We start from the raw sequence: 19,674 nt of genomic DNA on the forward strand, positions 1-19,674 counted from the left end.
GGCCGTGCAGTGCGCGATGCGTTGTCGACACTGCCTGCCGGCAGCCACGTGGTGCTGTTGGGGGCGGCACAGTGCGGAGCGGTGACATCACTGGATCTTCCCGAAGGTGTGGTCCTCATCGACGTGGACGCCGCACAGGCTGGTCCATCCGCCATGGGCGCGCGACGCTACCCGGGTCCACCTGCGGTGTCCGGACTGCAGGAAGGCTGGCAGGCCATGCAGCTGCTGCACTGCCTGCAGCGGTTGGAGCGCGAGATCGGGCCGATTTCCCGGATCGAACTTCCCGCCTTGGGCGCGCCTGCTTTTTGGCTGCTGCAGGAACGCGCGCTGCGGCAGGCGTTCGTTAACGCCACGGTCGCTGTACGCTTGACTGCCCTGACCAGCCTTGAAGCGGCGCGGACCGGGCAGGCGTTGTCCACCGACGATCTGCTGCGCTGTGACATGGAGCGGCGCTGCCTGGTCGATTGCGACCAGCTGCTGGCCGACAACTCGGCCATCGGCGGCGCGATCGCGCACGCAGTGGGCTTGGACGGACCTGCCTGGGAGGCGCGCTTGCAGCCCACGCAGCATGGTGAAGTAGCGGCCAGGTCGAGAGGTACTCCCTTCGCCGGAATCGCCTGCATCGCGACCGAGCCGGCAGCCGTCCGGCAGTTCATTCGAGGCGTGATCGGTCTGCTTACAGACAGCGATGGCGATCATGGCGACATCCTGTTGCTGTTCCAGGGTAGTGCTGACGGCGGCTTGGATCAGGTGCCGGTGGCTTGGCGTGGGCGTTTCCGCGCGACAAGCCTGGCCTGCCTGCTCGCCGCTGAAGGCCCTGGGACGGTGGTCTTCGCCGATCGCTGGAGCGCACGTGCTGATCTAGCTCGTACGCTTAGTGAGCAGGGGCGTCGCTGTATCGTCAATGCGGTCAACCCCGCCTTCGACATCGCAGCGGGCTGGCGCGATGGCGGGCCTGCACTGCGCTATGACGACAGCGCGCGTGCGCTGCGGGATGCGCTGGAGCGCGCTGCGCAGTGGACACCGGAAAGCTACCTGCAGGTCACTGGTGTTGCGCGGCCACTACCTTCACCAGCGACCATCACGACACCGAGGGAACGCACCGCGCCATTGGTGAGCGTGCTGGTGCCCTTTTTCAATCTAGCCGCGTACCTGCCAGCCACGCTGGCCAACCTGCGGGCCAGCGACTATCCGAACGTTGAAATCGTAGTGGTCGATGATGGTTCGACCGATCCGCTCGCGGTGGCGCTGCTCGATGCGTTGCAATGTGTGCCGCAGGCAGACCTGCGGATTATCCGCCTGCCTTTCAATCAGGGTCTGGCCGCGGCACGTAACGCCGGGTTGGCCGCCGCCGCCGGCGAGTACGTCTTGACACTGGATGCGGATGACCTGATCGCGCCAAGCTTCGTCGGCGAAGCCGTAGCCGCGCTTGATCGCCTAGCAACGTTCGATTTCGTGGTGCCGCAGGCGGCTTATTTCGACGATGTACCCACTTCGGGACGATTTCAGGATGTCGCTTTCCAGCACTGCATCGCACTGGTTGGCGAGGCCTGGCAATCCGGTCTTTACGCCAACCGCTATTCGACCGCGACCTGCTTGGGGCGGCGCGATGTCATGCGCGCGCTGGGCTATGACGAATCCCTCCGGGCCTACGAAGATTGGGATTTCTATCGGCGAGCGCTCGCGTCCGGCAGTCGCTTTGTGGTGACCAGCGATGTCAATTTCCTGTATCGGAAGCGGCCGGATTCGATGATTCATGCCCCACAGATGCGGCGCCGGCATGCTCAACTGGTTGCCGAGATGGGCGCACGTGCGACATTGCAGGGCGCGCAGATTGCCGTTGGTGCGCAGACACTGCAGGTAGTTGCCGCACCGCTGGAGACAGATGGCGACCCGCTGCACGGGCTGTTGCTGTCCGAGGTGCGGGCAACGCTCGATGAGGCGGCGCGCCTGCGCGGCAGCCGGATCGTTGGTGCGGCGTTTCGGCTGTCGGCCGGGCTGCGTGCGTTGCGCAACCGCCTGCAGCGGCGGGGCCGCTGAGCAGGGCGACCTGCTATTGCAATGCCTGCTCGCGGTGGTCGTGGTGCAGTTGGAGAATGCAGCTCCCGGAAACGGTTGCTGCGCTGGGATCAGCAGGGAGTCAATGTAAGTGGAGAGACTGATGTGGAAGACTGGTGTGGCCGTGGTGATTCCCTGCTACAAAGTGACCAGGCACATTCTGCCGTTGCTGGCGGAGTTCGGCCCCTCGGTGGAGCGAATCTACTGCGTGGATGACTGTTGCCCGGACGGCAGCGGCGAGCTGATCGAGCGCTCCTGCCAGGACCCACGGGTGATAGTGGTGCGCAATCCGGTCAACCTGGGCGTCGGTGGCGCAGTTCTACATGGTTACCGCCGCGCCACCGAAGACGGCGCGACGGTGATCGTGAAAGTCGATGGCGACGGCCAGATGGACCCATCGTTGATCGATCTGTTCGTGGCTCCGATCCTGGCTGGTGATGCCGATTACACCAAGGGCAATCGTTTCTTCGACCTGAATGAGATCAAGTCGATGCCGCTGCTGCGCCGCCTTGGCAACCTTGGACTGTCGTTCATGACCAAGGCGTCCACCGGCTACTGGAACATCTTCGATCCGACCAATGGCTATACCGCCATCCACGCAGAAGTAGCGCGTCGTCTGCCGCAGAAGTCGATCAGTACGCGCTATTTTTTCGAAAGCGACATCCTGTTCCGCTTGAACATCTTACGTGCGGTTGTCATGGATATTCCGATGGATGCCCGCTACGGAGATGAAGTCAGTGGGCTTAAAGTGTCGAGCATCGTCGGTGAGTTCTTCGTCAAGCACTTGCGCAATGTGCTCAAGCGAATTGTCTACAACTACTATCTTCGTGACATGACGCTGGCTTCGATCGAACTGGTGATGTCGTTGCTGCTGCTGGTATTCGGCACGGTATTCGGTGCCTATCACTGGATCCACTCGGCCCAGGGCGGTGTCGGTACGCCGGTCGGTACCATCATGCTGGCGGTGCTGCCATTGATGGCCGGGCTGCAGTTGCTGCTCGCCTTCCTCGCCTACGACACTTCTGCCGTCCCCAAGCAGACCTTGCATCGGCGTCTGTTGCGACACGGCAAGGTCGCCCCGGCGCGTCGCGCCGGGCCGTGATCTCAGCGCCCGTTGTCGCGCCGGGCCAGCAACAAAGACGGTGCCATGCATAACAGCATGGCGTAGAGCGGCAACTGGTAGCGCGCATCCTGGGCGATGATTGCCACCATCAGCACCGCACTGTGCACCAGTACCAGCACAGGTATCAGCAGCACGCGCCGGTCCCCGCTGCGCTGCCAGGCCACCAGTGTCAGCAACACCAATCCGATCAGGAACGGTGCCGGACGCCAGAACCTCTGCAGCCACGGTTTCATCAACGCCCGGCCAACGCGCTGTGCGGTGCCGGGCAGCATCGATGCTGCCTGTGGCCCATCCACATTGGGTTGCACCCAGCGCACGGATTTTTCGCCGTCCATTTCGATGCCCATCGCGTACAGGTACAGCGGACCATTGTTGGTTACCCGATAGCGCCAGACCATGCCGCTGGCGCACAGGATGTGACCAGCCTCGATGTCTGGCCGCTTCAGTGCCATTTCCAGCCAGATCCGAAACAGGTCAGGGCTATGCGCGACCGCAGTGGGGATGCTGAACGCATCGTCAAAGATGGTGCTGTTGACCATCGCACAACGGTAACGCCAATCACTGGCGCCGCGGTCCACGCTGCGCAGCAGGGCGGCGTCTGCGGGTGAATCGGGAACTTGGCCGGCCGCCAGATGCGCCGCCAGGTGGTGCGAGTAGGCCATGTAGGCGGCGCTGGTGCGGTGGGTGTCCAGCTTGTCGGTGATCGGTCCCTTGATCGCCCACGTCAGTCCCACGGCCAGCAGCATGCAGGTCAGTACGCGCAGGCGGTTGCCGGGAAGCACTAGTAGAATCACGAATGCGGCGGCTGCCACGGGTGGTCCGTTGTGACGCAGCGCCATGCAGGCGGTGGCCAGCAACACCAAGGCCATGCAGGTGTACCAGCGGCGCAGGTCAGGTCGCTGAAAGAACACCGCGCCAACCACCAGCGCGGTCAACGCAATCACACTGGTGGCATAGGGCACGTCCTTCCACAGCGTGATCGAGGTGACTGCGGTCAGTGGGTAGATGGCCAGCAGCGCGCCGCCCGCCAGCGAGGTCCAACGCGGTGCTCGGCATGCGCGGCGCACCACCGTTGCCAGCCAGCCCGATGCCATTGCCATCGCTGCCATCTGCACCCATGCCGCCAGTGTCGGGCTGGGGCGGATCTGCTGGATGGCCCATAGATAGAAAGCATAAAGGACGGGGTGGGCATCGCTGTAGCGGGCGGTTTCCGCCTGTCGCCACTGGTCGAGTGAATCGACGGTCATGATCGCGGGGAAGAAGATCGCCAACAATGCCGTGCCGATTACCAGCAGAGGCACGGCAGCGACCAGGCTCTCGGCTAACACGCTGCGGGACTCACGGGCGGCAGGGTGTGCATGTACCGGTGGCCAGCGGCGGGCGACGGCCAGCACGCCCAGCAACATCAGGCCCAGTGCCACCGACTGGCAGAATTGCACCCAGTACTGCAGAGGAGTACGGGTGGGCAGCAGCAGGCGTTGCGGGCTCTCGCTGATGCCGCCCAGTCGCAGGGTGAAGTCGTTACCCTCAGGCGAGTACAGATCGTAGTCGCGGCTGTTGCCGTTCCAGCTGACGCGCGCGTTGCCGGACCAGGCATGGGTCATCAGCATCAGACTGGCGCCATGGCGGTAGTAGCCAGTCCAGGTGAACTGGCCGGGCGGTGCTTTCATGGGTGAGACGATGAAATCGTTGGCAGAGTCCCACGCGGGCGTACGTGCGACCTCATCCAGCGGCACGATCCTGCCATCCACTACCAGACGCGCCCATACCTCGCGCCCCTGGGATTGCGGCGAGAGTGTGCCCAGCGCATCGACGGTGATCGTCAATGGTGTACCTGGCATCGGCGGGATCGGCACCATCCAGGTCAACAGCCAACCCAGCGTTGTGGCCAAGGCCACCCAGCCCAGCACGCGACGAATGCCAAGCGAGGCCAGCGGGCGGCGACAACGGCGCAGTATCGCCAAACAGGTCCATCCAGCGACCATGGTGACTGCGACGAACGCCAACGCTGCGATAAACCACGACAGGCTAGAGAAGGCCTGGATCGAGTAGAGGATCGCCGTGGCCAGGATGACGCCTGTGGACGTGGCGAGGACTACAGAAAGCGGCGAGTTGGAGTGCTGGTTCATGTCATTCATCAGGGGCACTTGCTTCCAACTGACGGTTTATGGCCGCATCGATGAGCAGCTGGGTCCGAATGCTTGCTGGCACCGCGGTCGGGTCAGGCCGGTGTAGAGGCTTCCAGTGGCACGTGGGATGGCCGACGTGCTGCCGCAAGCAGCGATGGTATGCAGGCCAGCGCGACGACGTAGATCGGCAGTTGATAGCGCGCATCCTGCGCGACGATGGAAATCGCCAAGAAGCCGGTATGTGCCAGCGGCAAGGCCATCACCACCAGCACGTGCCAGTCACGCCGGCGCGACCAGCCGACCACGGCTGCAAATGCAAGCGCCAACAGGAAGGCTGCCGGACGCAAGTAGACCTGCATGTCCGGCTGCAGCACCAAGGTGCCGAACCACTGGGCCAGAGGGGGGGACATCGAGTCTGGAACCGGGTCGCCCGGCAATCCGGTGATCCAGGATACCTCTCCATGGGGTGCCCACAGGCCAACCCCGGACAGGTACAGCGGATCGAACGGAGAATCGGTGACATGCCAAATCAACGCGCTGGAGCAGGCCAAGTGATCGATCTCGATATCTGGCCGTGCCATCGCCAACTTCGCCCAGATGTCGAACAGCGCGCCGCTGTTGGCTGCGGCCAGTGCACTGTTGTAGTTCTTGTTGAACACGATCGGATTGACTGTGGCGCAGTTATACGCCCAGTCTGCGTCGGTGCCGTTGATCTGGTGCAGCAACGCAGCTTCGGCTGGATCCGTTGGTGTGTGGCCGGCGGCGAGGTGAGCCGCAAGATGGTGGGAATAGGGTATGAAGCTGACCGTTCCTCGCGAGGCACCTGCCAGATCGGTGATCGGGCCTTTGAGCAGCAACAGACCGGCAATGGCGACGATGGCCGCGAGCAGCACGCGCTTGCGTGAACCTGGTAGCGCAAACCAGAGGACCAAGATTGCCGCGACGCTCACTGCAGGGCCATTGTGGCGCAGCGCCATGCAGGCGAACACCAATGCCGCCAAGCCGGCTGCACCACCCCAGCTGAGCGCGTTGCGCGCGTTGCCGAAGGACTTGTCGATCAACAGCGCGCACAGTGCGATCACTGCAGCCGAATAGGGCACGTCTTTCCACAGAGTCACCGCTGTCAGCGAGACAAGTGGGTATAGCGCGAGCAGCACCGCCGATGCATGGCCGACCCAGCGCGGCGCCTGCATCGCCTGCCGGATCGAGGCGATCAGCCAGCCAGACGCGGCAGCGAACAACAGCAACTGGACGAAAGCTGCCAGCGCAGCACCGCCATGGACCCAGCGCACGGCCAGAAGGAAGAATCCGTACAGAATCGGGTGGGCATCGTTGAACTGTCCCGAGCCGGATTGGCGCCACTGATCCAACGAGTCCGAAGTCATCAGCGCCGGGTAGAATATTCCGATCAGCAACGTGCCAATCACCACCAGCGGCAACGCATGCCATAGGGATTCGCGTAGCAGTCCAGGGTTGCCAACGCGTGCAGGGGCGGGCTGGCCGGCGCGCTGTGACAATGCGAAGTAAGCCAGTAACAGCAGCAAGCCTACCAGGGCGCTGTCGCAGAGTTGAACCCAGAATTGCCGGGCATTGCGATCAGGGTAGCTGAGTACATGGTCGGTCTGTTCGATCCCACCCAAGTGAATGCTGCGGCTGCTGCCCTCTGGTGCGTACAGGTCAAGCTCGCGAGTCTGGTCACCCCATTGCACGCGAGCCTGACCGGACCAAGAATGCGAGACGAACACTAGGCGTGCCGTTTGTGCGTAGCTGCCATGCCATTCGGCGACAGTAGGCTGTTTGCCGGCGGCGGAGACCAGGAACTCACCGTTGATGATCCAATCGCCGCTTTGTTTGAACGTCGAGGGCGAAACGTTCTTGCCATCCACTTCCAAGCGTACCCATACCTCCGAGGACACCGCTTGCGGCGACTTAGTTCCGAGCGCTGCTACCGCGATATCCAGCTGATTGTCCGGGGCCGGGCGTACTGGCAGCAGCCAAGTCCAGAGCAGCCCTGCTAGAAACGCCCCACAGAGCGCCAGTGCGATAGTGCGCCGAGATAGGGGGCGCATCGCCTTGGCCAGCCAACGCACCGGCCAATACAGCGCGAAGCTGGCCGCCACCGCGGTTGCCAATACCGGGAGCAATGCCTGCAGAGAACTCAGCTGTTCTGCGCCAGGGGTACGGAAAATCAATGAGCTGCCGGCTATCAGGGACAGGAGTACGGTGATGAACAGGACCGAACGCTGGTGGCGTTCCGATAGCATGGAAGCTGTTTGCATGGGTACCTTGTATATCGTGTGGCAGCGGGGCGAGATCGGAAGCTGGCGGAAGATCAGGCAGACAAGTGCTGCTGCCACCGCCAAGCATCGGCGCAGATCTGCTCAAGATCGCGCTCGGCGCGCCAGTGCAGCAGGGCCTCGGCACGTGCCGGATCGGCATAGCAGGCATCAGCATCACCTGGGCGACGTGCATCCAGTCGGTAGGGTACCGGGTGGCCGCAAGCCCGGCCGAAGGCTTGGATGATCTCCAGCACCGAGTAACCGCGACCGGTGCCTAGGTTCAGTGTCACTGTCTGCGTTGATCCTGCCAGGTGGCGTAGGGCGTTGACGTGCGCTGAGGCCAGGTCCATGACATGGATGTAATCACGTACGCCCGTGCCGTCGGAGGTGGCGTAGTCGCTGCCAAACACCTTGACCTCCGGGCGCAGGCCGGCCGCTACCTGGGCGACGAACGGCACCAAATTGTTCGGCGCTCCGCGCGGGAGTTCGCCCAGGCGGCCACTGGGATGCGCTCCAGCAGGATTGAAATAGCGCAGAATCGCCGCGCGGAAACCATCGACGGCATGAGCGATGTCGTTGATCGCCTCCTCCATCATCAGTTTACTGCGGCCGTAGGGGTTGATCGCGCGCAGCGACGCGTCTTCTGGAATTGGACAGTGGTCCGGAATCCCATAGACGGTTGCCGAAGAACTGAATACCAGTTGCTGGCAGCCCACTGCATTCATCGCCTGCAGTAGATTGAGGGTGCCGACGATGTTGTTCTGGTAGTAGCGCAGCGGCTGGCTGAAACTCTCGCCGACGGACTTGAGTGCACCGAAATGGATAACTCCTTCTGGGCGTACCTCGGCCATGCATCGCGTCAGCGCCGGGGCATCGCACAGGTCCAGCTCGATGCAGCGAAAATTGCGTCCCGCCAATGCCTGGATCCGGTCGGGAATCCATCGCTCGCTATTGCTGAAGTTGTCGACTACGACCACGTCGTAGCCGGCCTCCAGCAACGCCACGGTAGTGTGGGAGCCGATATAGCCTGCCCCGCCGGTCACGAGAATTGTGTTGGTCAAAACCAAACCCCTGTTTGGTGGCAAATTGGATGTTGTCCACTTGCCTAGCCTTGTACTGCCACATCAGCGCTTGGCCTAGTGTTTCGCGAGGCGGTTGCCAGCGAAAACGGCCGTCTATGTCGCTGCAGTCCCTTGCGACAGGCTGTAGCCTGCTCTGCCTCGGCGATTGTACGTGCTCGGGGCAGGCAACGGACAGCCGATGTGCCCCGTCCTGGACCCGGGGTGCGCCCATGCGTAGGGGTATAGGCCATTCCTGTGTGGCGCTGATGGAGCCGGCTCAGTCCTGTCCGCGCTCGGCTTCGAGGATCGCAATTTTCCTTGACAGATGTACGATCTGCTTCTGGTTCTGCTTGTCTTTGGCGTAGGTATTGAACAGTTGGAATGCCACTACGAGTGTCAGCCCGTACAGCAGCAGGTCGCTACCGCGGCCCACCCCAAGCATGTTCGCCAGCATCGTCAGAAGATTCGGGAACAGAATCGAGACTATCGCCGAGATGACGAAAGCAACCAGCAGAACCTTCTTGAAGGCATTTGATCGGCTGGTGCCACGCGAGGAAAGAAAATACCACGCGATCCATAGGATGGCGGCAATCAGGAGTGAGCGGATGAGCATGGTTACTTTATGACCTTTCTTAGCAGGGCATCAAACCCGATGTTGACGGCATTGATCATCGACTGGCCCTTGCTACGCGAGTAGTCGGTGTAAATGATGGTAACGGGGACTTCGGCATATCTCATGCCCTTTTCGCCGATGCGCTCGATGATCTCCGAGGCATGCGAAAAATCCGGCAGTTCCAGTTTCAATGCTTGTGCGGTGGCGCGACTGAACACCCGCAGGCCATTGTGCGTGTCGGTCAGCTTCACGCCGGAGGTAATGTTGGAGAACCACACGGCGGCCTTGAGGATGACGCGCTTCATCGTGGGCATGTTGATAGCCTCACCCAGGAAGCGCGAGCCCAGCACGATATCTACACCGGTCTGTTTGATGTGGGTGAGCATCGAGCGTACATCTTCGATGCGATGCTGGCCGTCGGCGTCATAGGTAACGAAGTACTCGATCCGCGGATCCAGCAGAGCGAAATCGATACCGGTCTGCAGCGCGGCGCCCTGGCCCAGGTTGATCGGATGCTTAACAAGTTTGGCACGAGTGGCGGCCACGCGTTCGCGCGTATCGTCCCGGCTGCCATCGTCGATGATGATGATGTTGCGGAACTCGGCGGGAATTCCGTCGATGGTCCCGGCGATGGCTGCGCCTTCATTGTAGGCAGGGATGATCAATGCAACGTTGTCGAATGTTTCATTCATGGCCTGGTGCCTTTTCCTGTCGCGTCCGGAAAATCACGGTCGACATGATGATGTAATTCCAAGCAGCTACGAAGACCATGACGATGGCCTTGGCGACATACTGGTTGATTCCGACTGGGCCGCTTAGCACAGTGATCGCGATGTTGCCGATGAGTAGATTGACGACCGCCAGCGCGACGTATTTTACCAGTTCCGTGCTGGCCTGGTTGCTGCTTTTGAATACCCAGGCCCGGTTGAGCAGATAACTGGTAACTAGGCCGCAGCCGAAGCTCGCTGACTGGCTGAGGATCAGCCAGTCCAGCCCAAGCGAGCGCTGGAGCAGGATGAAGACCAGATATTCAATCGCCGCTGCACTGCAGCCTGAGATGAGAAAACGCAGCAGCCTTGGATTCATGACGATTCCGCATGGGCAGGGGGGAGGCTTCGGCGGAAACCGGCAGGATGGTTCGCCAAGCGGCAATGCGGTGGGAAAGCAAGGACGGGCATGGCAATGGCGTATCCGGGGTATCAGGTGGCGATGCGCGCCGAAACCGCGTCGTGACCGCAGCTCTGGATCATAGCCGTTTGACGCCGTCGACGACATCGGCATGGGCGTGCGTCGCCGGGACCCGGTGCGGTCAGATGCACCGGGTCGTATCACTCACAGAGCAGCTTCCAACTCCGGCAGCAGGGTAAACAAATCACCCACCAGTCCGATATCCGCTATCTCAAAGATCGGCGCATCGCCATCCTTGTTGATCGCCACGATCGTACCGGCGTCCTTGATGCCGGTCAGGTGCTGGATGGCGCCGGAGATGCCCACGGCGATGTACAGCTCCGGGGCGATGATCTTGCCGGTCTGGCCGACCTGCATGTCGCTGGGCACATAGCCGGCATCCACGGCAGCACGCGAGGCACCGACGCCGGCACCGAGCTTGTCGGCCAGCTGGTAGATCACCTTGAAGTTCTCTTCCGAGCCCACGCCACGGCCACCGGAGACCACGCGCTTGGCGCTCTGCAGGTCCGGGCGGTCGCTCTTGCCCGCAGCCAGGCCGATGAAGCGGGTGTGCGACGGCAGGGGTGCGTCGACGCTGATCGCTTCGACCGGGGCGTTGTTGCCCTTTGCTGCTTCCTGCCAGGAGGCGGCGCGCACAGTGGCCACGACCACCTGGTCGGCCGGCACCTCGACGGTGATGATGGCGTTGCCGGCGTAGATCGGGCGCTTGAAGGTGTGCGGGCCTTCGACGCTCATCAGGTCGGAGACCTGGTTGACGCCGAGCAGCGCAGCCACGGCCGGGACCAGGTCCTTGCCGGTGGTGGTCGAGGCGCCGAACACGTGGCTGTAGCCGGCGGCAGCCTTGGCGATCTGCGGGGCCTGCACCTGGGCCAGGGCGTGCTCGTTTGCCGGGTTGGCCAGGGTGAGCACCTTGCTGACGCCGGCGATCTGCGCGGCTTCTGCGGCGATGGCGGCCGGGTCGGCGGCCAGCACCAGCACGTCGATGTCACCACCGACGGCAGCGGCGGCAGAGACAGTCTTGGCGACGGCGCTGTTGAGCTTGCCGTCCAGGTGTTCGGCGATGACGAGAATCTTGGCCATTACAGCAACCCCTTCTGCTTGAGTGCGGCCACCAGTTCGGCGGCATCCTTCACCATGACGCCCTTGCTGCGCTTGGCCGGGGCGGCGTAGTGGGTGGTCTTGAACGTATCGGCGGCTTCAACGCCCAGGTCGGCCAGCTGCAGGGTTTCCAGCGGCTTGGCCTTGGCCTTCATGATGTCTGGCAGCTTGATGAAGCGCGGCTCGTTCAAGCGCAGATCGGTGGTGATCACCGCCGGCAGATCGACTTCCAGCGTTTCCAGGCCTGCGTCGACTTCGCGCGTGACCGTCGCCTTGCCGTCGGCGATCTCAACCTTGGAGGCGAAGGTGGCCTGCGGGCGCGCCCACAGCGTTGCCAGCATCTGGCCGGTCTGGTTGGCGTCGTCGTCGATGGCCTGCTTGCCAAGGATCACCAAGTCCGGCTGTTCTTTCTCCACCAGCTTGAGCAGGGTGCGAGCGGCGGTCAGCGGCTGGATGGCCTGGTCGGTAACCACATGGATGGCGCGATTGGCGCCCATGGCCAGGCCGTTGCGCAGATGTGCCTGGGCGTCAGCCGGCGCGATGGTGGCGACGACGACTTCGGTGGCGATGCCTTTGTCACGCAGGCGAAGGGCTTCTTCCAGTGCGATTTCATCGAACGGGTTCGGCGAGAGCTTGACGCCATCGGTGACCACGCCGGAACCATCCGGCTTGACCTGAATGCGGACGTTGTAGTCCACCACGCGCTTGTACGCGACGAGGATTTTCATGTGCTGCAGGGTCCTTCGATTGCTGAGGGGGCCGACGCAAGCCGGTGATTGGTGTTTGTTCGCGATTCTAGCCGGGTAGGTGCTTCCATGCGAATGCGTATGGTGATGCTGCTTAGCAGCAATTGTCCGGACATAATTCGGGAATAGTCCATGTGCTGTCAACGGGGGAGGCTGGCCGGAAGTGCTCGCGTTATATCCTTATGGGATTAGTTCGCTGCAATTGGCGACAGCGAGGAGGATCGTGGCGTGGCTACTTGGCTTGTGACCGGCGGTGCCGGCTTTATCGGCGGCAATTTTGTGCTGGAGGCGGTGAGCAAGGGCGTCCGTATCGTTAACCTGGATGCGCTTACCTACGCCGGCAACCTGAAGACGCTGGCGAGTCTGGACGGTAATCCGGACCACGTGTTCGTACAGGGAGACATCGGGGATCGTGAGCTTGTCTCGCGTCTGTTGGCTGGGCATCAGCCTGATGCGGTGCTGAATTTTGCGGCGGAAAGTCATGTGGACCGCTCCATCGATGGGCCGGGTGCCTTCATCCAGACCAATGTCGTCGGCACCCTGGGCCTGCTTGAGGCGGTGCGTGACTACTGGAAGGCGCTGCCGGCCGACAAGGCGCAGGCATTCCGCTTCCTGCATGTGTCGACTGACGAGGTCTACGGCACGCTGGGTGAAACCGGTAAGTTCACCGAAACCACACCATATGCACCGAACTCGCCGTATTCGGCTTCGAAGGCGGCGTCGGACCATCTGGTGCGCGCGTTTCACCATACATATGGACTGCCGGTGCTGACCACCAACTGCTCCAACAATTACGGTCCGTATCACTTCCCGGAAAAGCTCGTCCCGCTGGTAATCGCCAAGGCGTTGGCCGGGGAGCCCTTACCTGTCTATGGTGACGGCAAGCAGGTGCGCGACTGGCTGTTCGTTGCAGACCATTGCGAAGCAATCCGCACCGTTCTGGCCAAGGGCATGGTTGGCGAGACCTATAATGTGGGTGGCAATTCGGAGAAGCAGAACATTGAAGTAGTGCAGGCGATCTGTGCGTTGCTGGATGCGCGTCGTCCGCGTGACGACGGGCAGCCGCGCAGCAGCCAGATCACCTATGTCACGGATCGCCCCGGTCATGACCGCCGCTATGCGATTGACGCTTCCAAGCTCAAGAACGCGTTGGGCTGGGAGCCGAAGTATACGTTCGAACAAGGTATCGCCTTCACGGTTGACTGGTACCTGGATAACCAGGAGTGGGTCAATGGCGTGCTTGATGGCAGCTATCGTTTGCAGCGCATCGGTACCGCGGCTTGATGTGAAAACCCAGCAAGAGCCTGCACATTTGTGTTTGGGCGTTCCAAGGAAAAATCCATGACGCGACGTAAAGGCATCATCCTCGCTGGCGGCTCCGGCACGCGGCTGTACCCGATCACCAAAGGGGTCAGCAAGCAGCTGCTGCCGGTGTACGACAAGCCGATGATCTATTACCCGCTCAGCGTGCTGATGATGGCGGGTATCCGCGAGGTGCTGATCATCAATACGCCGCATGAGCAGGCGCTGTTCCAGCAGTTGCTGGGGGATGGATCGCAGTGGGGCATGAGCATCGAGTACGCGGTGCAACCGAGCCCTGATGGCCTGGCGCAGGCGTATCTGATTGGCCGTAATTTTGTCGCTGGCCAGCCAAGCTGCTTGGTGCTGGGCGACAACATCTTCCACGGCCATGGTCTGCGTGAAGTACTCAAGCGTGCCGATAGCCAGCAGCAGGGCGCAACCGTGTTCGGCTACTGGGTCAATGACCCGGAACGCTATGGCGTGGCTGAGTTCGACAAGGAGGGAAGGGTTGTCGGTTTGGTGGAGAAGCCGGAGAAGCCGCGCTCCAACTATGCGGTAACCGGCCTGTACTTCTATGACGGAAATGCGAGCGACTATGCGGCGGCGTTGAAGCCCTCGCCACGTAATGAGCTGGAAATCACCGATCTCAATCAACGGTATCTGGACGAAGGTTCACTTCAGCTTGAAGCCTTGGGTCGCGGTTTTGCTTGGTTGGATACGGGCACGCACCAGTCGCTGCTGGAAGCCTCCAATTTCATCGAAACCATCCAGACGCGCCAAGGCCTTCAGGTCTGCTGTCCGGAGGAGATTGCCTACGGCCAGGGCTGGATCAGCAGCGAACAGTTGCTGGCGTTGGCTGCACCCTTGTCCAAGAACGGCTATGGCCAGTATCTGAAGAAGCTTGTTGAACGAGGAATTGTTCCGTGAAGGTAATTGGAACCGCATTGCCGGGTTGCGTCGTCATCGAGCCGGCGGTGTTTGGCGACGAGCGTGGCTTCTTCTTCGAAACCTGGAATGCCGAGCGGTTCGGGGCGTTGGGTCTGCCCGATAAATTCGTGCAGAGCAATGTTTCCGCTTCCAGCAAGGGGGTGCTGCGTGGCCTGCATTACCAGTGGCCGCGTCCGCAGGGCAAGCTGGTCAGCGTGCTGGAAGGTGAGGTGTATGACGTGGCGGTGGATATCCGTCGCGGCTCGCCGACCTTTGGTCGTTGGGAGGCGGTGATCCTTAGCGCGGAGAACAAGCGCCAGTTCTGGATCCCGGAAGGCTTCGCGCATGGGTTTGCTGTGCTCTCCGAGCGCGCGGTGTTCAGTTATCTGTGCACGGAGGTGTACCTGAAGGACGTGGATGCCGCTGTGCGCTGGAACGACGCCTCCATCGGCGTGGATTGGCCGATCAGCGGTCCGATCTTGTCGGCCAAGGACGAGAATGCGCCCTTCCTGCAGGACATCGCGGAAGAACGCCTGCCGGTCTATATGCCGTGACAGTCCTTGTTTTCGGCGGCAACGGCCAGGTTGGCCAGGAACTGCTGCGCGCGCTGGCACCGTTGGGCAATGTGGTGGCAACGACACGCAGCGGCCTTCTGCCTGATGGTCGCGTCTGCGAAATCGCTGATTTCGGCGAGCCTGAAAGCCTGCCTGCACTGCTTGACCGTCTGCGTCCATCGGTGGTCATCAATGCTGCGGCCTATACTGCGGTGGACCGCGCGGAACAGGAGTCTGAGGCCGCGTTTCTGGTCAATGCGCAGGCGCCGGGAGTGATCGCGCGGTGGTGCGCTGCACATCGCGTGCCGATGGTGCATTACTCCACCGACTACGTGTTCAACGGTGAAGGAACTGCGCCATACCGCGAGAACGAGCCGACCGCGCCGCTGGGCGTATATGGCACCAGCAAGCGCGATGGCGAAGAGGCGGTTCGTGCAGCCGGCGGCCGTCATCTGATCTTCCGCACTGCGTGGGTCTATGCATCGCATGGCGGGAATTTCCTGCGCACGATGCTGCGCGTGGGCGCCGAACGCGACGAGTTGCGCGTGGTGGCCGATCAGGTCGGCACGCCGACACCGGCTGCGCTGATTGCCGACGTGACCGTAAAGGGCTTGCAGCACCCGGATCAGCTCTCCGGCACGTGGCACCTGACAGCCTCCGGGCAGACCAGTTGGCACGGCTTTGCCGAGGCGATCTTCAATGAGGCCAAAGCCGCGGGGCTGCTTGCGAAGGCGCCGATGGTGCATGCGATCAGCAGCGCCGAGTATCCAACGCCGGCCAAACGTCCCTCGTGGTCGGTACTGGACAACCGCAAGCTGCAGCAGGATTTCGGCATCGTGCTGCCGCCATGGGAGCAGGGCCTGCATCGCATCATTGGCGAGCTGGCTTCCGCCAAGGCATAAGTGGAAACGAAAAATCCCGGGCATGCCCGGGATTTTTCATGGGGACGATGGCGGTGGCTCAGGCGCGACCGTACGTGTCCTCGAAGCGCACGATGTCATCCTCGCCCAGATAGCTGCCCGACTGCACTTCGATCAGCTCCAACGGCAGCTTGCCCGGGTTGCGCAGGCGGTGCGTAACACCCAACGGGATATAGGTGCTCTGGTTCTCGGCAAGCAACAGCACTTCATCACCGCGGGTGACTTCAGCGGTACCGCTGACCACGATCCAATGCTCGGCGCGGTGATGGTGCATCTGCAGGCTCAGCGTGCCACCGGGCTTGACGGTGATGCGTTTGACCTGGAAACGCTCGCCATGATCGATGGAGTCATACGCGCCCCAAGGGCGATAGACCTTGCGGTGCCAGGTGGCCTCGCTGCGGCCGTCGGCTTTCAGGCGCGCCACGACATCCTTCACTTCCTGCATGCGGTCGGACCTGCCGACCAGTACCGCGTCATCGGTCTCAACCACGATGACGTCATCCAGTCCGACCATCGCAATCAGGCGCTCACCGTAGGCGAAGGTGTTGCGGCAATCGATGGCGATGACATCACCGTTGTGCGCGTTGCCGTCGGCATCCTGCTCTGACACATCACGCAACGCAGTCCATGAACCGACATCGCTCCAGCCTACATCCAGTGGCACCACGGCGGCGTCGCTGGTCTTTTCCATCACCGCATAATCGATGGAGTCGGATGGGCTGGCCGCGAATGCATCGGCATCCAGGCGGATGAAATCGCTGTCACGGCGTGCCTTGTCCCACGATGCGCGGCAGGCGGCGAGAATCTGCGGCTGCAGGCGTTCGAGTTCTTCCAGGTAGCGCGACGCGCGGAACAGGAACATGCCGCTGTTCCAGTAGTACTCGCCCGAGGCGACATAAGCCTCGGCGGTGGCCAGGTCGGGTTTTTCGACAAAGCGCTCGATGGCGCGGGGACCTTCGCCGGCGGTTGCCTTGATGTAGCCGTAGCCGGTTTCGGGGGCCGTTGGTTGAATGCCGAAAGTGACCAGCTTGCCCTGTTCGGCAACTGTGGCGGCCAGGGTGATGGCCTGATGGAAGTGCTCGACGTTGCGGATCAGGTGATCCGACGGCAACACCAGCAGCAACGGATCATCGCCATTGCGGCGTGCTTCCAGTGCTGCCGCGGCGATGGCCGGGGCGGTGTTGCGACCAATCGGCTCCAGCAGGATCGCCGATGGCGTCGTGCCCACCTGCTGCAGCTGCTCGGCGGCAACAAAGCGGTGCGCTTCGTTGGCCACCACAATGGGTGGCAGCGCGGCCACATCGGCCACGCGCAGCCAGGTGGACTGCAACATGCTGTGTGTCCCGGACAGCTGCAGGAACTGCTTGGGATAGGCTTCGCGCGACAGCGGCCACAGCCGCGTGCCGGAACCACCAGAGAGGATGACAGGCAGGATCGGGCTCATGGCGTTCCTCAGGCGGTGATCAGTTCGGAAATTTTGCGGGTGAGTTCGGCCAGCAATGCGGCATCGCCCCGGGTTTCCACATTCAAGCGGAGCAAAGGTTCGGTATTGGAACTGCGCAGGTTGAAGCGCCATTGGCCGAAATCGGCACTGATGCCATCGGTGTGATCCAGCGCGGGCGACTGTTCGGCGAAGTGCGCCATGACGCGTGCCACGGCCGCCTTGGCGTCGCTGACCTTGAAGTTGATCTCACCGCTGCAGGGGAAGCGGGCGATGCGGTCTTCGACCAGATCGGCCAGCGAGTTGCCACTGGTGGAGACCAGCGCAGCGATCAGCAACCACGGAATCATGCCCGAGTCGGCATAAGCGAACTCACGGAAGTAGTGGTGCGCGCTCATCTCGCCGCCATACACGGCATTCTCCGCGCGCATCTTTTCCTTGATGAAGGCATGGCCGCTCTTGCACAGCACCGGCACGCCACCGGCTGCTTCCACCATTTCCACGGTGTTCCAGGTCAGGCGGGGATCGTGGACGATCTTTCCACCCGGATTGCGCGACAGGATGGCCTTGGCCAGCAGGCCAACCAGGTAGTAGCCCTCGATGAAACGGCCATCGTGGTCGAAGAAGAAGCAGCGGTCGAAGTCACCGTCCCAGGCAATGCCGAAATCCGCGGAATGCTCGCGCACCGCATTGGCGGTGGCGGAACGGTTTTCCGGCAGCAACGGATTGGGGATGCCGTTCGGGAAGCTGCCATCGGGTTCATGGCAGATGCGCACGAACTCGAACGGCAGGTGCGGGGCCAGCAGATCAATGATGGAACCCGCGCCTCCGTTGCCCGCGTTGACCACCAGCTTCAGTGGCTTCAGCGTGGACGCATCCACATAGCTCAGCAGGTGCTGGATGTAGGCGCTCTTGTCGTGCTCGGCCACCTGTCCGGCGCGGGGTGCCTGCGGTGCACTGTCATCGGCGGCTACTGCGTCGGAAATGGCAAGCAGGCCGGTGTCCGAGCTGATCGGCTTGGCCTGCTCACGCACCAGCTTCATGCCGTTGTAGTCCATCGGGTTGTGGCTGGCAGTGACCATCACCCCGCCGGCCGCGTGAAGGTGGCCGGTCTGGAAATAGACTTCCTCGGTGCCGCATAGGCCGATGTCGATGACGTCGCGGCCCTCGCCACGCAGGCCATCAGCAAGTGCATCCTGCAGGCCCGGGCTGGTCAGGCGCACATCATGGCCCAGTACCACCGGCCCGGCGTCGAGCTGCGTCGCAAGTGCCTTGCCGATTTTGCGGGCCATGTCTTCGTTGAGTTCGCTGGGCACGCGGCCGCGGATGTCATAAGCCTTGAAGGCGGGAAGGGGCATGCAAGCGTCCTGCGGGTGATAGACGGCTAGTTTAATCGGCTCAGGGGCGCAAAGCTGTCTGTGGACTGGACGAACGTCCAAGGCGGCTGGCGGCGGACAATGGCTAGAATGCGGGAATCATTACTACTGTGGGCGTGAAGCGATGAGCGATCTCTCAATCCCGACCGGGCAGCGCGGCAAAGTGTTTCCCAGCGCCGCGCAGGCCCTGGCCGGCATCGTGGCCGATGGCCAGACCCTGGCCGTCGGTGGTTTCGGACTGTGCGGCATCCCCGAGGCGCTGATTGCCGCGCTGCGTGACAGCGGGGTCAAGGGCCTGACCGCCATTTCCAACAATGCCGGTGTCGATGGCTTCGGCCTGGGCCAGCTGCTGGAAACCCGCCAGATCAAGAAGATGATTTCGTCCTATGTGGGCGAGAACAAGGAGTTCGAGCGGCAATACCTGGCCGGCGAACTGGAGCTGGAGTTCAATCCGCAGGGCACCCTGGCCGAGCGTCTGCGCGCGGGCGGCGCCGGAATCCCCGCCTTCTTCACCGCCACCGGTTACGGCACGATCGTGGCCGAAGGCAAGGAGACGCGCGAGTTCGATGGCAAGCACTACGTGCTGGAAACCGCACTCAAGGCCGACGTGTCGCTGGTCAAGGCCTGGAAGGCGGATACCGCGGGCAACCTGTTGTTCCGCAAGACCGCGCGCAACTTCAACCCGGCCTGCGCCATGGCTGGCAAGGTCTGCGTGGTCGAAGTGGAGGAGATCGTGGCGCTTGGCGCGATCGACCCGGACCAGGTGCACCTGCCGGGCATCTACGTGGATCGCATCGTATTGAACGCAACGCCGGAGAAGCGCATCGAACAGCGCACCGTGCGTCAGGAGGGGAACTGA

17 protein-coding genes are annotated in these 19,674 nt (G+C 62.3%); 7 read left to right on the plus strand and 10 right to left on the minus strand.

All coding sequences use genetic code 11. From position 1 onward, the window contains the following. The first annotated feature begins 216 nt into the window (after window positions 1–216). Together ABB26_RS01005 and ABB26_RS01010 are read left to right on the plus strand one after the other, a co-directional pair. The gene (locus tag ABB26_RS01005) at window positions 217–2,040 is read left to right on the plus strand and encodes a glycosyltransferase family 2 protein (protein WP_161808997.1); all 1,824 of its coding nucleotides are present in this window, start codon (window positions 217–219) and stop codon (window positions 2,038–2,040) included. Window positions 2,041–2,161: 121 nt separating this feature from the next. Then, entirely contained in the window at window positions 2,162–3,160 is a 999-nt protein-coding gene (locus ABB26_RS01010) for a glycosyltransferase family 2 protein (RefSeq protein ID WP_057631710.1), read from the plus strand. A 2-nt stretch (window positions 3,161–3,162) separates the two neighbouring features. Here the strand turns inward: ABB26_RS01010 and ABB26_RS01015 are convergent, their stop codons facing one another. From ABB26_RS01015 to ABB26_RS01050, 8 genes are all read right to left on the minus strand, one after another. Beyond that, window positions 3,163–5,319: a hypothetical protein gene (locus ABB26_RS01015; RefSeq protein WP_057631711.1), complete on the minus strand. Its 2,157-nt coding sequence runs from the start codon at window positions 5,317–5,319 to the stop codon at window positions 3,163–3,165. An 83-nt stretch (window positions 5,320–5,402) separates the two neighbouring features. Further along, complete coding sequence (locus tag ABB26_RS01020) at window positions 5,403–7,589, minus strand: hypothetical protein (protein WP_152982495.1); 2,187 nt, start codon at window positions 7,587–7,589, stop codon at window positions 5,403–5,405. A gap of 53 nt (window positions 7,590–7,642) precedes the next feature. Next, entirely contained in the window at window positions 7,643–8,650 is a 1,008-nt protein-coding gene (galE, locus tag ABB26_RS01025; protein WP_057631713.1) for a UDP-glucose 4-epimerase GalE, read from the minus strand. A 277-nt stretch (window positions 8,651–8,927) separates the two neighbouring features. Then, window positions 8,928–9,263, minus strand: coding sequence for a DUF2304 domain-containing protein (locus ABB26_RS01030; protein WP_057631714.1), 336 nt, complete (start codon window positions 9,261–9,263; stop codon window positions 8,928–8,930). Between the two features lie 2 nt (window positions 9,264–9,265). Next, the gene (locus ABB26_RS01035; protein ID WP_057631715.1) at window positions 9,266–9,955 is read right to left on the minus strand and encodes a glycosyltransferase family 2 protein; all 690 of its coding nucleotides are present in this window, start codon (window positions 9,953–9,955) and stop codon (window positions 9,266–9,268) included. Beyond that, window positions 9,948–10,349, minus strand: coding sequence for a GtrA family protein (locus tag ABB26_RS01040; RefSeq protein ID WP_057631716.1), 402 nt, complete (start codon window positions 10,347–10,349; stop codon window positions 9,948–9,950). Before ABB26_RS01040 ends, ABB26_RS01035 begins: the two co-directional genes overlap by 8 nt. A 246-nt stretch (window positions 10,350–10,595) precedes the next feature. After that, on the minus strand, window positions 10,596–11,531 hold the full coding sequence (locus tag ABB26_RS01045) for an electron transfer flavoprotein subunit alpha/FixB family protein (protein WP_057631717.1): 936 nt from the start codon (window positions 11,529–11,531) through the stop codon (window positions 10,596–10,598). Further along, the gene (locus ABB26_RS01050) at window positions 11,531–12,277 is read right to left on the minus strand and encodes an electron transfer flavoprotein subunit beta/FixA family protein (protein WP_057627298.1); all 747 of its coding nucleotides are present in this window, start codon (window positions 12,275–12,277) and stop codon (window positions 11,531–11,533) included. Before ABB26_RS01050 ends, ABB26_RS01045 begins: the two co-directional genes overlap by 1 nt. A gap of 246 nt (window positions 12,278–12,523) precedes the next feature. Between ABB26_RS01050 and rfbB the strand changes: the two genes are divergently transcribed. The 4 genes from rfbB to rfbD are packed head-to-tail and all read left to right on the plus strand — an operon-like array spanning window position 12,524 to window position 15,980. Further along, window positions 12,524–13,579, plus strand: a complete 1,056-nt coding sequence (gene rfbB, locus ABB26_RS01055) for a dTDP-glucose 4,6-dehydratase (RefSeq protein ID WP_057631718.1) — start codon at window positions 12,524–12,526, stop codon at window positions 13,577–13,579. A gap of 57 nt (window positions 13,580–13,636) precedes the next feature. Beyond that, a complete protein-coding gene (rfbA, locus tag ABB26_RS01060) occupies window positions 13,637–14,524 on the plus strand; it encodes a glucose-1-phosphate thymidylyltransferase RfbA (RefSeq protein ID WP_057631719.1) in 888 nt (295 codons plus the stop codon). Next, complete coding sequence (gene rfbC, locus ABB26_RS01065; RefSeq protein ID WP_057631720.1) at window positions 14,521–15,078, plus strand: dTDP-4-dehydrorhamnose 3,5-epimerase; 558 nt, start codon at window positions 14,521–14,523, stop codon at window positions 15,076–15,078. The genes rfbA and rfbC overlap by 4 nt, the downstream gene beginning before the upstream one ends. Continuing rightward, window positions 15,075–15,980, plus strand: a complete 906-nt coding sequence (rfbD, locus tag ABB26_RS01070) for a dTDP-4-dehydrorhamnose reductase (protein WP_057631721.1) — start codon at window positions 15,075–15,077, stop codon at window positions 15,978–15,980. Before rfbC ends, rfbD begins: the two co-directional genes overlap by 4 nt. A 58-nt stretch (window positions 15,981–16,038) precedes the next feature. Here the strand turns inward: rfbD and ABB26_RS01075 are convergent, their stop codons facing one another. Both ABB26_RS01075 and ABB26_RS01080 read right to left on the minus strand, forming a co-directional pair. Continuing rightward, entirely contained in the window at window positions 16,039–17,442 is a 1,404-nt protein-coding gene (locus ABB26_RS01075; RefSeq protein WP_057631722.1) for a mannose-1-phosphate guanylyltransferase/mannose-6-phosphate isomerase, read from the minus strand. Window positions 17,443–17,450: 8 nt separating this feature from the next. Further along, a complete protein-coding gene (locus ABB26_RS01080) occupies window positions 17,451–18,797 on the minus strand; it encodes a phosphohexomutase domain-containing protein (protein WP_057631723.1) in 1,347 nt (448 codons plus the stop codon). A gap of 142 nt (window positions 18,798–18,939) precedes the next feature. Here ABB26_RS01080 and ABB26_RS01085 point away from each other — a divergent pair, with 142 nt between their 5' ends. After that, complete coding sequence (locus ABB26_RS01085; protein ID WP_057631724.1) at window positions 18,940–19,674, plus strand: CoA transferase subunit A; 735 nt, start codon at window positions 18,940–18,942, stop codon at window positions 19,672–19,674.

This window comes from Stenotrophomonas humi, from assembly GCF_001431415.1.
Lineage (GTDB): Bacteria > Pseudomonadota > Gammaproteobacteria > Xanthomonadales > Xanthomonadaceae > Stenotrophomonas > Stenotrophomonas humi.

What these genes read in the sequence shown, in the direction of transcription:
- ABB26_RS01085 (WP_057631724.1), top strand. Translation starts at nt 18,940, where the DNA reads ATGAGCGATCTCTCAATCCCGACCGGGCAGCGCGGCAAAGTGTTTCCC.
- ABB26_RS01015 (WP_057631711.1), bottom strand. Translation starts at nt 5,319, where the DNA reads ATGAATGACATGAACCAGCACTCCAACTCGCCGCTTTCTGTAGTCCTC.
- ABB26_RS01035 (WP_057631715.1), bottom strand. Translation starts at nt 9,955, where the DNA reads ATGAATGAAACATTCGACAACGTTGCATTGATCATCCCTGCCTACAAT.
- ABB26_RS01075 (WP_057631722.1), bottom strand. Translation starts at nt 17,442, where the DNA reads ATGAGCCCGATCCTGCCTGTCATCCTCTCTGGTGGTTCCGGCACGCGG.
- ABB26_RS01040 (WP_057631716.1), bottom strand. Translation starts at nt 10,349, where the DNA reads ATGAATCCAAGGCTGCTGCGTTTTCTCATCTCAGGCTGCAGTGCAGCG.
- ABB26_RS01020 (WP_152982495.1), bottom strand. Translation starts at nt 7,589, where the DNA reads ATGCAAACAGCTTCCATGCTATCGGAACGCCACCAGCGTTCGGTCCTG.
- ABB26_RS01005 (WP_161808997.1), top strand. Translation starts at nt 217, where the DNA reads ATGCAGCTGCTGCACTGCCTGCAGCGGTTGGAGCGCGAGATCGGGCCG.
- ABB26_RS01030 (WP_057631714.1), bottom strand. Translation starts at nt 9,263, where the DNA reads ATGCTCATCCGCTCACTCCTGATTGCCGCCATCCTATGGATCGCGTGG.
- rfbA (WP_057631719.1), top strand. Translation starts at nt 13,637, where the DNA reads ATGACGCGACGTAAAGGCATCATCCTCGCTGGCGGCTCCGGCACGCGG.
- ABB26_RS01045 (WP_057631717.1), bottom strand. Translation starts at nt 11,531, where the DNA reads ATGGCCAAGATTCTCGTCATCGCCGAACACCTGGACGGCAAGCTCAAC.
- ABB26_RS01050 (WP_057627298.1), bottom strand. Translation starts at nt 12,277, where the DNA reads ATGAAAATCCTCGTCGCGTACAAGCGCGTGGTGGACTACAACGTCCGC.
- ABB26_RS01080 (WP_057631723.1), bottom strand. Translation starts at nt 18,797, where the DNA reads ATGCCCCTTCCCGCCTTCAAGGCTTATGACATCCGCGGCCGCGTGCCC.
- ABB26_RS01010 (WP_057631710.1), top strand. Translation starts at nt 2,162, where the DNA reads ATGTGGAAGACTGGTGTGGCCGTGGTGATTCCCTGCTACAAAGTGACC.